General features: G+C 40.3%; 17 protein-coding genes and 1 other annotated feature. Of the genes, 6 read left to right on the top strand and 11 right to left on the bottom strand.

Annotation, left to right across the window (positions count from 1 at the left end; translation table 11 throughout):
- Window positions 1-21: 21 nt before the first annotated feature.
- The gene (locus KUV80_RS03000; RefSeq protein ID WP_222461188.1) at window positions 22-753 is read left to right on the top strand and encodes a ZIP family metal transporter; all 732 of its coding nucleotides are present in this window, start codon (window positions 22-24) and stop codon (window positions 751-753) included.
- A 98-nt stretch (window positions 754-851) separates the two neighbouring features.
- On the opposite strand, the gene KUV80_RS02995 is transcribed toward KUV80_RS03000, so the two are convergent.
- Window positions 852-1,181, bottom strand: a complete 330-nt coding sequence (locus KUV80_RS02995) for a YolD-like family protein (RefSeq protein ID WP_222461187.1) — start codon at window positions 1,179-1,181, stop codon at window positions 852-854.
- Window positions 1,182-1,193: 12 nt separating this feature from the next.
- Entirely contained in the window at window positions 1,194-2,450 is a 1,257-nt protein-coding gene (locus KUV80_RS02990) for a DNA polymerase thumb domain-containing protein (RefSeq protein ID WP_222461186.1), read from the bottom strand.
- 167 nt (window positions 2,451-2,617) lie between these two features.
- Here KUV80_RS02990 and KUV80_RS02985 point away from each other — a divergent pair, with 167 nt between their 5' ends.
- A complete protein-coding gene (locus KUV80_RS02985; RefSeq protein WP_222461185.1) occupies window positions 2,618-2,818 on the top strand; it encodes a YqzH family protein in 201 nt (66 codons plus the stop codon).
- Between the two features lie 77 nt (window positions 2,819-2,895).
- On the opposite strand, the gene KUV80_RS02980 is transcribed toward KUV80_RS02985, so the two are convergent.
- Window positions 2,896-3,687, bottom strand: a complete 792-nt coding sequence (locus KUV80_RS02980) for an SDR family NAD(P)-dependent oxidoreductase (RefSeq protein ID WP_222461184.1) — start codon at window positions 3,685-3,687, stop codon at window positions 2,896-2,898.
- Window positions 3,684-4,661 (bottom strand): MBL fold metallo-hydrolase, encoded by a 978-nt coding sequence (locus tag KUV80_RS02975; RefSeq protein WP_222461183.1) that lies wholly within the window; start codon window positions 4,659-4,661, stop codon window positions 3,684-3,686. The genes KUV80_RS02980 and KUV80_RS02975 overlap by 4 nt, the downstream gene beginning before the upstream one ends.
- 95 nt (window positions 4,662-4,756) lie before the next feature.
- Window positions 4,757-4,967 (top strand) — a binding site (T-box leader).
- A gap of 45 nt (window positions 4,968-5,012) precedes the next feature.
- On the opposite strand from KUV80_RS02975, the gene proC reads away from it, so the two are divergent.
- Window positions 5,013-5,831 carry a pyrroline-5-carboxylate reductase gene (gene proC / locus KUV80_RS02970; RefSeq protein WP_222461182.1) on the top strand — a complete coding sequence of 273 codons (819 nt, stop codon included), beginning with the start codon at window positions 5,013-5,015 and terminating at the stop codon, window positions 5,829-5,831.
- A gap of 17 nt (window positions 5,832-5,848) precedes the next feature.
- Here proC and KUV80_RS02965 read toward each other — a convergent pair whose 3' ends face one another.
- Window positions 5,849-6,187 (bottom strand): DUF3889 domain-containing protein, encoded by a 339-nt coding sequence (locus tag KUV80_RS02965; RefSeq protein ID WP_222461181.1) that lies wholly within the window; start codon window positions 6,185-6,187, stop codon window positions 5,849-5,851.
- A gap of 136 nt (window positions 6,188-6,323) precedes the next feature.
- Here KUV80_RS02965 and KUV80_RS02960 point away from each other — a divergent pair, with 136 nt between their 5' ends.
- The 3 genes from KUV80_RS02960 (at window position 6,324) to namA (ending at window position 8,457) form a co-directional block, all read left to right on the top strand.
- Entirely contained in the window at window positions 6,324-6,503 is a 180-nt protein-coding gene (locus tag KUV80_RS02960) for a hypothetical protein (protein WP_222461180.1), read from the top strand.
- A 111-nt stretch (window positions 6,504-6,614) separates the two neighbouring features.
- A complete protein-coding gene (locus tag KUV80_RS02955; protein ID WP_222461179.1) occupies window positions 6,615-7,379 on the top strand; it encodes a glycerophosphodiester phosphodiesterase in 765 nt (254 codons plus the stop codon).
- 52 nt (window positions 7,380-7,431) lie between these two features.
- Window positions 7,432-8,457 carry an NADPH dehydrogenase NamA gene (gene namA, locus KUV80_RS02950; RefSeq protein ID WP_246625011.1) on the top strand — a complete coding sequence of 342 codons (1,026 nt, stop codon included), beginning with the start codon at window positions 7,432-7,434 and terminating at the stop codon, window positions 8,455-8,457.
- A gap of 122 nt (window positions 8,458-8,579) precedes the next feature.
- Here namA and KUV80_RS02945 read toward each other — a convergent pair whose 3' ends face one another.
- The 6 genes from KUV80_RS02945 to mce form a co-directional block, all read right to left on the bottom strand.
- Window positions 8,580-9,227 (bottom strand): phosphatase PAP2 family protein, encoded by a 648-nt coding sequence (locus tag KUV80_RS02945; RefSeq protein ID WP_222461178.1) that lies wholly within the window; start codon window positions 9,225-9,227, stop codon window positions 8,580-8,582.
- 17 nt (window positions 9,228-9,244) lie between these two features.
- Entirely contained in the window at window positions 9,245-10,423 is a 1,179-nt protein-coding gene (locus tag KUV80_RS02940; protein WP_222461177.1) for a DNA polymerase IV, read from the bottom strand.
- Between the two features lie 81 nt (window positions 10,424-10,504).
- A complete protein-coding gene (locus KUV80_RS02935; RefSeq protein WP_222461176.1) occupies window positions 10,505-11,002 on the bottom strand; it encodes a MarR family transcriptional regulator in 498 nt (165 codons plus the stop codon).
- Window positions 11,003-11,204: 202 nt separating this feature from the next.
- The gene (locus KUV80_RS02930; protein ID WP_222461175.1) at window positions 11,205-12,335 is read right to left on the bottom strand and encodes a M20/M25/M40 family metallo-hydrolase; all 1,131 of its coding nucleotides are present in this window, start codon (window positions 12,333-12,335) and stop codon (window positions 11,205-11,207) included.
- An 18-nt stretch (window positions 12,336-12,353) separates the two neighbouring features.
- A complete protein-coding gene (locus KUV80_RS02925; protein WP_222461174.1) occupies window positions 12,354-13,901 on the bottom strand; it encodes an acyl-CoA carboxylase subunit beta in 1,548 nt (515 codons plus the stop codon).
- The gene (gene mce / locus KUV80_RS02920) at window positions 13,901-14,743 is read right to left on the bottom strand and encodes a methylmalonyl-CoA epimerase (protein WP_222461173.1); all 843 of its coding nucleotides are present in this window, start codon (window positions 14,741-14,743) and stop codon (window positions 13,901-13,903) included. Before mce ends, KUV80_RS02925 begins: the two co-directional genes overlap by 1 nt.
- Between the last annotated feature and the right edge of the window lies 1 nt (window position 14,744).

The following is a 14,744-nucleotide window of genomic DNA, read 5'->3' as shown; positions in this document are numbered from 1 at the left end:
TTTGACCAAGGTGGGGAATAAATGGAAGCAGCTTTTTTTGGAAGTGTTTTATCAGCATTAGCAACAGGGCTTGGTGCCTTGCCCGTTCTTTTCTTGGCACATGTCACACACCGGTTTCGTGACATTCTGCTTGCCCTTACAGCCGGTATCATGGTCGCCGCATCAACTTTCAGCTTACTACCACAAGCTCTTGAGCTATCCAATCTGTATGTACTTACGATTGGCATCACACTCGGTACGCTTACTTTGATGGTTTTAGAAAGATACGTTCCACATGTCGATCTTGATCATTCTAAAATACTCAAAGGCATTGATGCTAAAGCTGCTTTAGTCATCGCCGCTATCACACTGCATAATCTGCCTGAAGGGCTTTCAGTCGGTGTAAGCTATGCAAGTGATAACACTGGACTCGGGGGATTGATCGCCTTTGCGATCGGTTTGCAGAATGCACCTGAGGGCCTCCTTGTCGCACTCTTTTTAATACATCAAAAGATGAGTCGAGTGAAAGCTTTCTTTATTGCCACATTAACGGGTGCAGTCGAAATTATTACTGCTATGCTTGGGTATCTTTTGACCTCTTATGTAGAAAATCTTGTTCCTTATGGACTCTCTTTTGCTGCTGGAGCCATGCTTTTTATCGTCTATAAAGAACTTATTCCCGAAAGCCATGGAGACGGTCATGCTCGTTCAGCAACATTATCATTCATAGCTGGACTTTTGATCATGATTTATTTAACAGAGATATTCGGTTAAGAAAAGGAAGACAAGAGCAAAAGGGATTTACCTTGCTTTTGTCTTCTTTTTTAAAAGTTTCCTAAGTTATCATTACTGATTTTTCTAAGCTCACGTTTTTATGTGTGTTCTATATCAAGGATGTTTGCCAGCTTTAGAACATGCACCTCTGTCAGCTCATCCATAACACGCAGCTCTTTTTTTATTTCATCCACATAGTGCACATGGCCTTTAAGCTGTGTCATCTCTCCTTTTTGAAAGTACGTAAACTTTAATATCCGGTTATCCTCCATAGCCCCGCAGATCGTTTCATTCAATTCTTCATATTTTTGTTCATCGAGAACCGGTTTTCTTCCATAATCCAAATGGTTCTGATGATCTCTTAACATCTTCACGTGTTCCGGAAGCATCATCGCGGTCCACTTTATCGTTCCTCTGTCACGAATCACCGTCTTCCCTCCTTATGCCTTATGTCCACCTAAAAGCCGGCTTCTGTGTAGAGCAGTCCCTCCTTTTGTATAAGAAACTGCGCGCAATAGAGAGTTTGAACCGTATTTTTGCCGGATATCATCCATCACATAGCCGATTTTTCTTTTCTGTGGATGATCTAGAGAAAAGAGCGTCAACTGTGTTTCGGTATCCTTACAAACATTTGAGAGGGCAATCGAGATTTTACGTACGGTTTGCCCCTGATAAAAGGTTTGAAACAACTCGAGGCAAACTTCATAAAGCTCCATTGTAATGTTAGACGGCTGCTCTATCGTTTTGGAACGGTAAAATCCGCCGCCTCCTTCGTCCTTGCTGTATCCTACCCCAAAGCTTATTGTACGCCCTGCCTTTCCTGCTCTTCTCGCACGTCTCGCTACCTCTTCACACATTTCTAAAATGACATACTTGATCTCCACGATATCTGTGTAATCTCTAAGCAAGATCTGACTTTTTCCATAGCTGATCTGTCCCTGCATGATGGGAGCGCCGATTTCAGACAGATCCACTCCCCATGCGTGGTAGTAAAGCTGGTTTCCCATGATGCCGAATTTTTTCTCTAAAAGTTCAAGTGGATAATGCGCGAGATCACCGACGGTTACAATTCCCATTCTGTTTAAGGTCCGCTCAACCCGGGATCCGATGCCCCACATTTTACTCAAGGGAGATAGAGGCCATAGTTTTGTTTTTACATCTTCATATCCCCACTCGGCTACTCCCTTTTTCTTCGCCTCTAGATCAAGGCAAAGCTTTGCCATGAGCATGTTCGGACCGATTCCGATCGCACACGGCAATCCGAACTCTCTCCATATATCACGGCGGATTCTATCTCCTAATTCCTGAGCGCTGCCCCATAATCTTTCTGTCCCATCAGCTTGCAGAAAGCTTTCATCCACGCTGTATGTGTGGATGGCTTCAGGTGGGACATACCGGTGCAGCAGCTTCGTGATTTCCATTGACCTCTCCAGAAAAAAAGCCATCTGTGCATTGACAATAATGATATTTTTATCTTTAGGAATTTCAAATAAACGGTTTCCAGTTCGGATGCCAAAGTCAGCTTTCAGACGTGGAGAGGCTGCAAGAACGACACTTCCTTGACGTTCTGTGTCTCCCACCACCGCCAAATAACACGTGAGCGGATTCAAACCTAAGCGGACAGCCGCACAGCTGGCATAAAAACTTTTCATATCCATACACAGGATGGTTCGCTCCGGCATTTCTTCATAGTTCATTTGTCACAAGGCCCCCTCACTTTAATACGAACGTTTGTTCTTTATATGTATACCCATTTTAACCGAATATATGTTCTTATAACAATGGTAATTTTTTCAGCGATTTTCGCAGATTGACGTTTATGACCGAAGAGTCTAGGATTTATAAGGAAAGACAGGTGAAGAAAATGAATCGCTCTTTGTTAAGAAAAATGATTTTACGAGCATTGAAGGACTATTTATGGGAAGAAGAAGATTGTATGCTGACCGAACAAGAATGGATTTTATTAGAGACAAAAGTAGTAGATCAAATTAAAGAAGAGAACCAGGAAGAAGGGATGTACACCATCATTCAAGACGTTGTTTATGAATATTTTACAAATAAATAAAAAGGTTCTGTTTAAATTAAACAGAACCTTAGAATGATTTTAGGATTTTTAGTTTACATAATATTATTATGGTTATTTTATTTTTGACGAAAGGATTTACCGCCTAAGGTTTCAATTAATTTAGGCATAACTTGATATAAAGTGCTTCCTACATTCATCCACCATGGCAGGTTCAGCTCACGAACAGGTCGTTCCATGGCCTCAACAATTTTTTCTGAAACATGGGAAGGCTGAAGCATCAATTTTTGAACGTTTTTCACGTAATTTCCCGATTTGTCTGCAAGCGTGAAAAAGTCCGTAGCAATCGGACCAGGATTAACCGATGTTACATGAACTCCTCTATGTGCGATTTCTAGACGAAGACCGTTTGAAAACCCGAGAACAGCATGTTTTGTTGCTGCATATACACTTGATTTAGGGGTAGAAATCTTCCCCGCTTGAGAAGCAATATTGATGATGTGTCCGCTGCCTCTTTGAAGCATAGACGGCAAAACAGCACGAGTACATGCCATCAAACCTAGAACGTTCGTTGAAAACATCCCTTCAATGTTCTTCCATGAAGCATCCAGAAACTCCTCAAAAACCCCGAAACCCGCATTGTTCACAAGGATATGTACATCTTTTTGTTCACTTAAAACGTGCTGAAAAACTTGATTTACACTCTCTAAATCCGAGACATCTAACGTATAATACGGAGCTTCCACACCTGTTTCTTTCACGATCGATTCATGTACGATTCTCAACTGATCTTCTCTTCTCGCAAGCAGTACCGGAAGACCTCCTCTTTTGGCAACATCCATTGCCAAATGAGCCCCAAGACCGCCTGATGCCCCTGTAATTACAACCACTTTATTTTTAATCTGGGTCATTTCACTACTCCTGTCTGTCTAAAATAAAACCGTCCTTTGTCTTCTTCTTGTGTAATACGTGCTTCTTCTTTAAGAAGATCAAGGTGACCCGTCACTTCAGAAACGACTAAGCCAAGTTGCTTCTCATATAATTTCGGAAAAAGCCTGACACAGAGTTCAAAAACCGTTAACGGCTCGGCACTCAATAAATTTTCAATCGCTCTTGCCCGTTCATGCTGATCTTGAAGTCTTTTTGCGATCAACTTAGGTGCATCAGTAAACGGCTCTCCATGGCCAGGATAAACAGTTCCTAAATTTAACGTTAAGAGGTTGCGAAGCGTCTTTCGATACTGAAGCAATGTCTTAGGACGTTCTCTTTCATGAAGTTCAGGAGGTTCTAAGAGCGCATTGGACGAAATGTGCGGCAATAGCACATCTCCACCGATAAAGACACCATCTCTTTCGTGATAAAGTGAAAGATGATCAGGCGCATGACCAGGAGTTTTTAAAAAAACAAATCCTTCGTGGCCAGGAACACTCTCGCCAGGCAAAGGCGTTAAATCCGGAGTGAAAGGGTTCATAAACGTTCTGTACTTACGCAGTTTAATCAACTCCAGCCTTCCTAAAGAATCCGGCACGCCAAAATAACGATATAATTTTGTATAAAAGGACTCTGACCAAGCTAGAAAGTCACTATCCAGACTTACATACGGAACAGCTTCTTTAAGCATAAGTGTAGGAACGCCATATTGTTGAATTTCACTTGAAAGTCCAGAATGATCAGGATGATAATGTGTGCAAATATACTGATCCAAGTCACTAATCGTTAAGTTGTTCTCTTTTAGTGAGGATACGAGAACATCTTTCGCCTCTGTTGTTAATGGACCGCAATCAATAAGGGAAACCGCATCCCCTTTAAGGAGGTAGCAGTTGACAGGACCTACATCAAAAGGAGTAGGAAGGGTAATAGGAATAATTGTTGCAGCTTTTGTCATCTTTTCCTCCAAATAAATAACTAGTTGACATACATATAGAAATCATAGCATAATGTTTTTTAAAATATAAATGAAATGCCAAATATGGCCAATAAATATTTGCGTTGAAAGGGATCAGTAAGCATTTTTCCCGTAATAGAGAGTGAAATCCTTAGGCTGCAAGATTTCACCGGAAAGGAAATGCTGAACCTGCCCTCAGAGCATCTGGAGAAATCCGGCGCAGTTCTGCGATAAAGACGTAATTGAGCGGGCAAACACATATGCCAATAAAGGTGGTACCACGGATCACTCCCATCCGTCCTTTCATTAGGACCGGGAGTTTTTTTATACTCAATTGAGGAGGGATCTGTAGTGAAAAAGGAAAAAATAGCGTTTATTGGTGCGGGAGCTATGGCAGAAGCGATTTTGGAAGGGTTAACGAAAACAAACAGATGGCATCCGAGCGAGATCACGGTTAAAAACAGGAACAACAATGAACGATTGAAAGCCTTGCAAGACAAGTATGGTGTGACAGGAGTAAATGCAATTGATGACGCCATCAAGGATGCAGGGATTATCATCCTAGCCGTAAAGCCAAAAGATGCTTTATATGCAGTTAAAGGTCTTGCACCTTTTATTAACAAAGAACAGCTCCTCATTTCTGTCATGGCAGGGATTTCAACAGAAAAGATTACAGAGTGGATTGCAAAGAAAAACCCTGTGATTCGAGCCATGCCAAACACTTCAGCTTCAATTGGCCATTCAGCGACCGCTCTATCTAAAGGAGCATACGCCTCAGAAACTCATGTACAGACTAGCATCGAGTTGTTTAAGACGATTGGAACGGTCACACATGTTGCGGAAGAAAAGCTTCATATCGTAACTGGACTTTCAGGAAGCGGTCCTGCTTATGTGTATTATATTGCCGAAGCGATGCAGAAGGCAGCAGAAGAATTAAACCTCTCTCATGAAGAAGCCAAAACTCTGATTTCTCAAACCTTACTTGGGGCTTCACTTATGCTTAAACATACGACTGAATCACCAATATCTCTTCGAAAAAAAGTCACGAGCCCTGGTGGAACGACAGAAGCAGGAATTGATAAATTGGACCAATATCATGTTCAGGATGCTTTCTCAGCCTGTATTAAGAGAGCCGTTAAACGATCAGAGGAATTAGGGAATATACACTGAATTTTTCGTTTTGTATTTTATCGATCGGTTTCTTGAAAAGAAATATTTCTAAAAACACCGCTTGGAGTTCGTGTGATAGAGACGATTACACCTTTTTCAAAAGAATCTTTTTTGAGCCAGAGCTTAAATTTTTCGACAATATCTTCGTTTTGCGCTAAATTTCGACCCATGTATAAATAATCTACAATCTGATAATCTGGGTAACGCTTTCCTGTTTCAAAAACGGCTAGTCTTCCCCATTTTGCATATGCCGGCTCCTGAACGTCAGGGTACACCGCGTGAACAGTAGGTAAAGCAAGCGAAGAAAAAAGAAAAGCTGAAAGCAATACCGAGCATAATCGGATGGACATTTTCATTCTAAACAACTCCTTTTGGTTATTTTGTTCAAAATCTATTGATTTCTCTGCAGAAATTGACGATTAGAAAAAATTGACAAGCCCTGATCATAACTTTTATGATTTAATGAAGAGCTAGATTTAGGGAGGGATTTATGTGACAGAAACGGAAATTTCCCAAAGATACCTTGAATTGCGCGTTCAGTTTGAAAAGTTCACAAAACGATCTCTTACAGAAAAAGAATTGGTTTTTATACGTTGGTTAACTGAAAAAGGAGCCAATGTGGAAGAACATAATAGAGAAGAAAAAAAGAAACGATCAAGACGAAGAAAATAATCTGCCCCCTCCAGATAGACAGGAGGGGGTTCTTTCATTTCCCTTCCCTTTTCATTTCGCCTATACTATCTATAAATCTGATCACTATTAAGTAGAAAGGAGCTTTTTATCATGACATATATTTTTGCTCATAGAGGTTCTAGTAAAGATTGTCCTGAAAATACGATGGCTGCATTTAAAAAGGCGTATCAAGATGGTGCAGATGGAATTGAGCTGGATGTTCAGCTTTCTAAAGATGGCATTCCTGTAATCATCCATGATGAAAAATTGGACCGTACTACTAATAAAAAGGGAAATGTTAATACTTATACGGTTGACGAGCTAATGAAGGTTGATGCCGGCAGCTGGTTTTCAAAAAAATTCAGCTCTGAACATGTACCTACACTCGAAATGTTTTTAGATTGGATCGCTCCCCTTCCGATGCTTCTTAACATTGAATTAAAGAATAACGTGATCGAATACAACATGATTGAAGAAAAAATACTGCAGCTTCTTCACCAATATGGCATGAAAAAAAGAACTGTTATCTCATCCTTTAATCATTATAGTCTCGTAAAACTTAGAAAATTGGATCCTTACATTGAAACAGCACCACTCTATTCTTCCGGACTTTTTGAACCATGGGAATACGTGAGAGCTGTTTGTTCGAAGAGTGCGCATCCTAACTACAGATCCCTTCACCCTTACATTATGGAAGGTTTCAAACAGAACAATATCCCCATCCGGCCTTATACGGTAAACAGTAAAAAATGGATGAAGTATTTTTTCGAATGGGAAATTGAAGCTATTATTACAGACTACCCAGTAATCGCAAAAAAACTTTTACAAGAAGGGCCTCCAGACCAGAAGGGCAGATTTCTTCAAAAATGGTGGTAAATAGATTTACAATGAATGAGACTTGATTATTGTTTTTAAGATAAAAAAGGAGATGTTTATTATTCAACCGCAATTATTTCAAGCATTGACGATTCGGAACGTTACGTTAAAAAACCGTATCGTTATGTCACCAATGTGTATGTACTCATGCTTTGAACAGGACGGAAAAGTAACACCTTGGCACCTGACTCACTATACGTCAAGAGCCGTGGGCCAAACTGGATTAATCATGACTGAAGCAGCTGCTGTAAACCCTCAAGGAAGAATCAGTCCGGAAGACTTGGGAATCTGGGATGACAGCCATGTGGAAGGATTGAAAGAGCTCGTTAGTTCCGTCCATGATAATGGTTCTAAAATTGCGATACAGCTTGCACATGCCGGCCGCAAAGCGATGATCGACGGACCTATCATCGCACCATCAGCTATTGCTTTTTCCGATAAAATGAAAAAGCCAGAAGAAATGACGTTAAAACAAATTGAAGAAACTGTCGTAGATTTTAGAGCTGCTGCCAAGAGAGCAAAAGCTGCAGGCTTTGATATTATTGAAATTCATGGAGCTCACGGCTATTTGATCAATGAGTTCCTGTCTCCTTTATCAAATAGAAGAACAGATTCGTATGGTGGAAACCAACAAAAGAGATACCGGTTCTTACAAGAGATTATCGCATCGATCAGACTGGAATGGGATGGGCCGTTGTTTGTAAGAATTTCAGCAAATGATTATCATCCTGAAGGAAACACACCGGAAGAATATGTGACATACGCATCCTGGATGAGAGAAGATGGTGTAGATCTGATCGACTGCAGTTCAGGAGCAGTTGTTCCAGCTAAAATCAATGCTTATCCCGGTTACCAAGTCCCTTTTGCAGACTTGATTAAAAACAAAGCAGAAATGGCAACTGGAGCTGTAGGGTTAATCACAACAGGGCGTCAAGCTGAAGAAATTTTACAAAATAACAGAGCAGACTTAATCTTTATAGGCCGAGAATTTCTAAAAGACCCTTACTGGCCGAGAACTGCTGCAAATGATCTAGGAACGGATATCCAAAGTCCAAGGCAGTATGAGCGAGGCTGGTAAATATAGAATAAAGCTGGCTTCGTACCTAATGAGTACGGTTGCCAGCTTTTTCTTTAATACATGCATTTATTCCATGTTTTTCGAAACAATTCCACGTAAGTTACCAAGTGCCCATGATGGTGTCACAAGGTCTCACGATTGCCTTTTAAAAAATTGTACAGCATTACACATATAAAGAGCCAAGCTGCTCCGGCTGAAAAACCTGCAAGTACATCTGTTGGAAAGTGAACGCCTAAGTAGACGCGACTAAATCCCACTAATAAAACAAAAATCCCGGTGATACCATAGACTTGTTTTTTGTAAGCTTGTAAAACGGGATAATTTTGAACGAGCAAATATGCCAATATGCCAAAAAAAGCGAAAGAAATCATCGCATGGCCGCTTGGAAAACTATATCCTGTTATTTCAATAATACGATCAAATGATGGTCTTTCCCTTTGAAAAAGATCTTTAAGCCATTGGTTTCCAATTCTGATGCCAATCAAGCAAACTGCAGCTACTAAAGGTTCTCTCCACCTTCTTTCCACAAACAACCAAACGATGGAAAAGAAGGTTAAAAGGGCATATTGATAGGGACGGGAAGCCACATTTGTTATGAAAACAAAAAATGAATTTAGTCCTGCCCTATGCAGGATTGAAACATGTTTCATAACCCATTCATCCCATCCATTAATCAATGGCTCCTTATAAATTGAAGCAAGAAGGAAAAAGACAACGATAAAAACAAAAATCCAGATCAATGTTCTTAACTTACTATTTTTGAGAATCATTCTGTTCTCAGCCCCTGCTAATTTTTTCCCCTTTTAATGATTCCCTCACCATGTTTTCTTTCGATTGCAGATAATACATCGTGAAGCAATGCTTCTTTCTCATTTTTCTGTACAGAAAATAGGTCAAGCTGGTACGTAGCGTTCTCCTTTTCTACGACTTCCGTTGCTGTTATACCGAGTAAACGGACTTCATCGTTATTCCAATGTTGTTTAAATAAATGCATCGCTGTTTCATAGACTTCAGATTGTTCCTGAGTGGCATTGCCTAACATTTTACTTCGAGTGATTGTTTTTCTATCGCTGTATCTTATCGTAATCGCAATCGTTAAAGCTACATATCCTTTCGTCTTTAATCGATTAGTTACTTTTTCAGACAGTCTCTTAAAAACAGGTTCAGCTTCACTGATGTTTACGATGTCCTCACTTAAAGTAGTTGAGCTTCCAATCGATCGGTAGTCGCTCGCTGATTGAGGATCAACTGGACGAGGGTCGATTCCATTTGCTCTTTCCTTCATCTTTAATCCGTTTATTCCAAAACGCTGCTTTAGCTCGTAATCAACGGCATGTGCTAAATCCTTTACGGTAAAGATTCCATATTTGTTGAATTTCTCTTCTGTTTTCTGACCGATTCCGTGCAATTCTCCAACTTTAAGAGGCCATAATTTATGTGCAAGATCTCTTTTTCTTAAAACGGTGATGCCTAATGGTTTTTTCATATCAGATGCCATCTTAGCCAAAAATTTATTCGGTCCTATTCCAATCGAGCAAGGTAAGTTCATCTCATCCAAAAGTCTCTTCTGGATATCTTGTGCGGTGTTAAGCGGATTTTCACAAGCTGTCACATCCATATACCCTTCATCGATCGATACCGGCTCAACCCATTCCGTATATTCTTGAAGAAGCTGAAACATACGAGAAGAATACATTTTATATGTCTCAAAGTCCGGTGGAACTACAACGAGATCAGGACACAACTTCCTTGCCTGCCATAGTGGCATTGTCGTTTTGACCCCTTTTGCTCTTGCTTCATAACTGCAGGTAACGATGATTCCTTTTCGCTCTTCTACATTTCCCGCTACAGCTAGGGGCTTTCCTTTAAGATTAGGATTTTCAGCCATCTCAACAGATGCATAGAAGCTATTCATGTCAACGTGAAATATAATTCTCCTTTTTGGCAACGAAGATTGATACAACATGAAAACTCCTTTTTAAATAACTCTCTTTGTTAGTATATGTTAACGAATGGGCTTTAAAAACAAAAGAAAAAGACAAGGTATCTACCTTGCCTTATGAAGCCTCTTTCCAGTATCTTCTACCCACTCTACAAATTCTCCACCATGAAAATGCTCATTTAAATCTCTATGTAATTGAATAAGATCACGATAAAATTCGTGTTTGTTTCCGTCTTCCAGCCATTTTTTTAGGAACCCGTAAATCTGACAGTTAAAGCTTGAAGATTCCTTATGTTTTTCAATCCCTTGTTCTGTTAAGTACACATAGGATATTCTACGGTCTTCGTTCTTTTTTTCTAATTTAACGAGCCCCTTGTCTTTTAAACGTTTGATGACTTGCATAACAGTCGAAACGTCCCATAATCCATAATAAGCAATCTTGGAGATGGTGATATCCTCTTCGAAAGAAACGATCCAAAGTATATGCTGTTCAGCTTGTGTTAAACCAATCGATTTCGCTGACTTTTGCCAATCTTCTTCAAGCACCTTATATACTCCACGCATATAGTTCACCATCATATGCATGTCTGATTGTTGACTCATCCCATTTCCTCCCCCGGAATAAGATATAAAATGATTAAAATTTACCAATATTTACATGATAAAAATATCTTACATAAACCTTGAAGATACTGTCAACTTTAAAACCTAATTTCATTAATTTTTATGACAAAAACAGGCATCTTGACCTATAAAACAACAAAAACTTGACGAAGTGTTCGCCAAGCTTTTTTCGTATTACCTATTAATTACCAGAAGTTACGTCAATAACAGCAAGAACCATTTCTGCTGTTTTTGTCAGTTCTTCTAAAGGCATTCTTTCGTTTGTTGTATGAATTTCTTCATAACCAACGGCTAGATTCACAGTTGGAATGCCATGACCTGCAATTACATTCGCGTCACTTCCTCCACCACTATGGAGAAGTTTGTGCGGGCGACCGATTTTCTCAGCTGCTTTTTTAGCAACTTCAACAACATGATCTCCATCATTAAACTTAAAGCCTGGGTACATGACTTCGACTTCAACCTCAGCTCGTCCACCCATTTCGGCTGCAACCGATTCATAGGCTTCTTTCATCTTCTGAGTTTGTGCTTCCATCTTCTCATGAATTAAGGAACGGGCTTCAGCTAGTACGAAAACGCGGTCACACACAATATTCGTCTGTTCACCGTCACCACCACCATGGAAATGGCCGATGTTTGCTGTTGTTTCTTCATCAATTCTTCCTAATGGCATGCGGGAAATCGCTTTAGCTGCAATGGTAATAGCTGAAACGCCTTTTTCAGGTGCTACACCTGCATGTGCTGATTTTCCATAGATCGTTGCTCGTACTTTTGCTTGTGTAGGTGCCGCTACAATGATATCACCTACAGGACCATCACTGTCTAAAGCAAAACCATATTTTGCCGTAATCTTCTCAGCATCCAATACTTTTGCACCAACTAAACCGGATTCTTCTCCAACTGTAATAACAAATTGGATATCTCCATGGGACGTATTTTGCTCTTGAAGCACTTTAATCGCTTCAAACATGGCTGCGAGTCCCGCCTTATCATCTGCCCCAAGAATCGTAGTACCATCCGTAACCACATACCCGTCTTTAACAGAAGGCTTGATTCCTTTACCTGGAGTAACTGTATCCATATGAGAGGTGAAATAGATGGTGTCCACTCCCTCTTTGTTTCCTTTTAACGTACAAATCAAATTTCCCGCTGCATGTTCTGTTTTCGATTCAGCATCATCTTCGTAAACTTCTACCCCGAGTTGTTCAAACTTTTTCTTAAGTACGATAGAAATCTCTTTTTCGTTTCTCGTTTCTGAATCAATTTGTACGAGCTCTAAAAACTCGTTTAATAGACGTTCTGCGTTTACCATTATGTATTACCTCGCTTCTTATAGTGGTATATTCCCATGCTTTTTGTAGGGTCTGTCTTCACTCTTGTTGCGCAGCATGTCCAACGCCTGGATACACTTGATTCTAGTTTCTCTTGGATCTATTACATCATCAACCATTCCATTTGCAGCAGCGATGTAAGGATTGGCAAACTTCGTGCGATATTCTTCTATCTTGGCTGCTCTCGTAGCTTCAGGATCTTCGCTGTTTTCAATCTCTCTAGCAAAAATAATATTGGCTGCTCCTTGAGGTCCCATTACAGCAATTTCGGCATTAGGCCATGCAAAAACTAAATCAGCCCCGATTGATTTACTATTAAGGGCAACATAGGCACCACCGTATGCTTTTCGAAGGATGATTGTAATCTTAGGAACAGTAGCTTCAGAATAGGCATATAAAATTTTGGCTCCATGACGAATGATGCCACCGTGTTCTTGCTTAACACCAGGAAAGAATCCTGTTACATCTTCAAATGTAATGATCGGAATGTTAAATGAATCACATAGCCTGATGAAGCGGGATGCTTTATCAGATGAATCAATATCAAGTCCCCCAGCCATAACTTTTGGCTGATTACATACTAATCCTATCACTTCACCCTTTATTCTTGCAAAGCCTACAACAATATTTCTTGCAAACTGGGAATGAACTTCCATAAATGAATCTTTATCGACCACTTCATTGATAACGGTTCTAACATCATAAGGTCTTGTTGCATCAAACGGGATGATTTCGGTTAGATCAGGCCGGTCATCTACTTCGTCTCCCCATGGTAATACAGGTGTTTTCTCTTTATTATTCTGCGGAAGGTAAGATATTAATCTTCTAACATCTTCTAATACTTCAGGTTCTGATGGCGCTGTAAAATGCGCATTTCCGCTCTTTGACCCATGCATCTCAGCTCCACCTAGGTCTTCAGAAGATATCTTTTCACCCGTAACGGTTTCAATAACTTTAGGACCTGTTATAAACATCTGACTGGTTTTCTCAACCATAAATACAAAATCTGTAATGGCTGGAGAATAGACAGCACCTCCTGCACAAGGACCCATAATCACAGAGATTTGCGGAATTACGCCAGAATAAATACTGTTTCTATAAAAGATATGTCCATAGCCATCAAGGGACATGACACCTTCCTGAATTCGTGCTCCACCTGAATCATTAAGGCCAATAAAAGGAGTTCCATTCTTTGCAGCAAGATCCATAACAGCACTGATTTTTTTAGCATGCATCTCACCAAGGGCACCACCAAATACTGTGAAATCTTGTGCGAACAAGTAGACAGGGCGGCCATGAATTTTTCCATATCCGGTTACAACACCTTCACCGGGGGCTTTCATTCCAGAAAGGCCAAAGTCATGTGATCTGTGTTCCATAAAGGGATTCAATTCAACAAAGGTGCCTTCATCCAATAAAAGATCGATACGTTCTCTAGCTGTTAACTTTCCCCGTTCATGCTGTTTATCGATACGGTCGTCTCCGCCGCCTAACTCGATTTCCGTTCTTTTTTCGTAAAGCTCGTTAATCTTTTCATAGATATCCATTACACTTCCTCCTTTTTGCGTTTTTCACATAGTTCGAACAGGACCTTATGTGATGAAGAAGGATGCATGAATGCGACTTGAGCTCCACCAGCTCCAGTAACAGGAACATCGTGGATCATGTTTATGCCATTTGATTTAAGTTCATGGATGCGGTCTTGAATATCGGAAACTCCTAGAGCAACATGATGGACCCCTTGACCTCGTTTTTGAATAAAGGAAGCGATCGGACTTTCAGAAGTTAAAGCTTCTAGTAACTCTAGCCTTGTTTCCCCAATTTTAATAAAAGCCACTCGCACTTGCTGTGAAGGAACTTCTTCTATCTTTTCTAGCGTCAGCCCCAATTGATTCACATAAAAAGGCAATGCTTCGTCGAGTGATGCTACAGCAATCCCGATATGATCAATTCGTTCCGGTGGAACAGCTGCAGTTACAGAAGAAATACCGTCCCGCTCATTTACTGCTTTCTCAATAAATTTAGCGGTTTCTATCGTAGGTGTTCCGGGTGTAAACACCTTTTTAATGCCTTTAGATTCTAATAACGGGATGTCTTCCCATGGAATGACGCCTCCGCCTACTACAATAATATCATCTGCACCTCTTTCATGAAGCAAGCGCATCACTTCAGGAAAAAGTTCATTATGAGCACCTGATAAACAAGATAAGCCGATCGCGTCTACATCTTCTTGAATGGCTGCAGCAGCAATTTGTTCTGGTGTTTGCCTCAACCCTGTATAGATGACTTCCATTCCATAATCCCTTAACGCTTGTGATATGACCAATGCCCCACGATCGTGGCCGTCTAGCCCTGGCTTTGCAATTAAAACACGAATTGTTTTTTTCATC

Source organism: Fictibacillus nanhaiensis, from assembly GCF_019801215.1.
Taxonomy (GTDB): Bacteria; Bacillota; Bacilli; order Bacillales; family Fictibacillaceae; genus Fictibacillus; species Fictibacillus nanhaiensis_C.
This window is presented reverse-complemented; position numbering and strand designations above follow the sequence as displayed.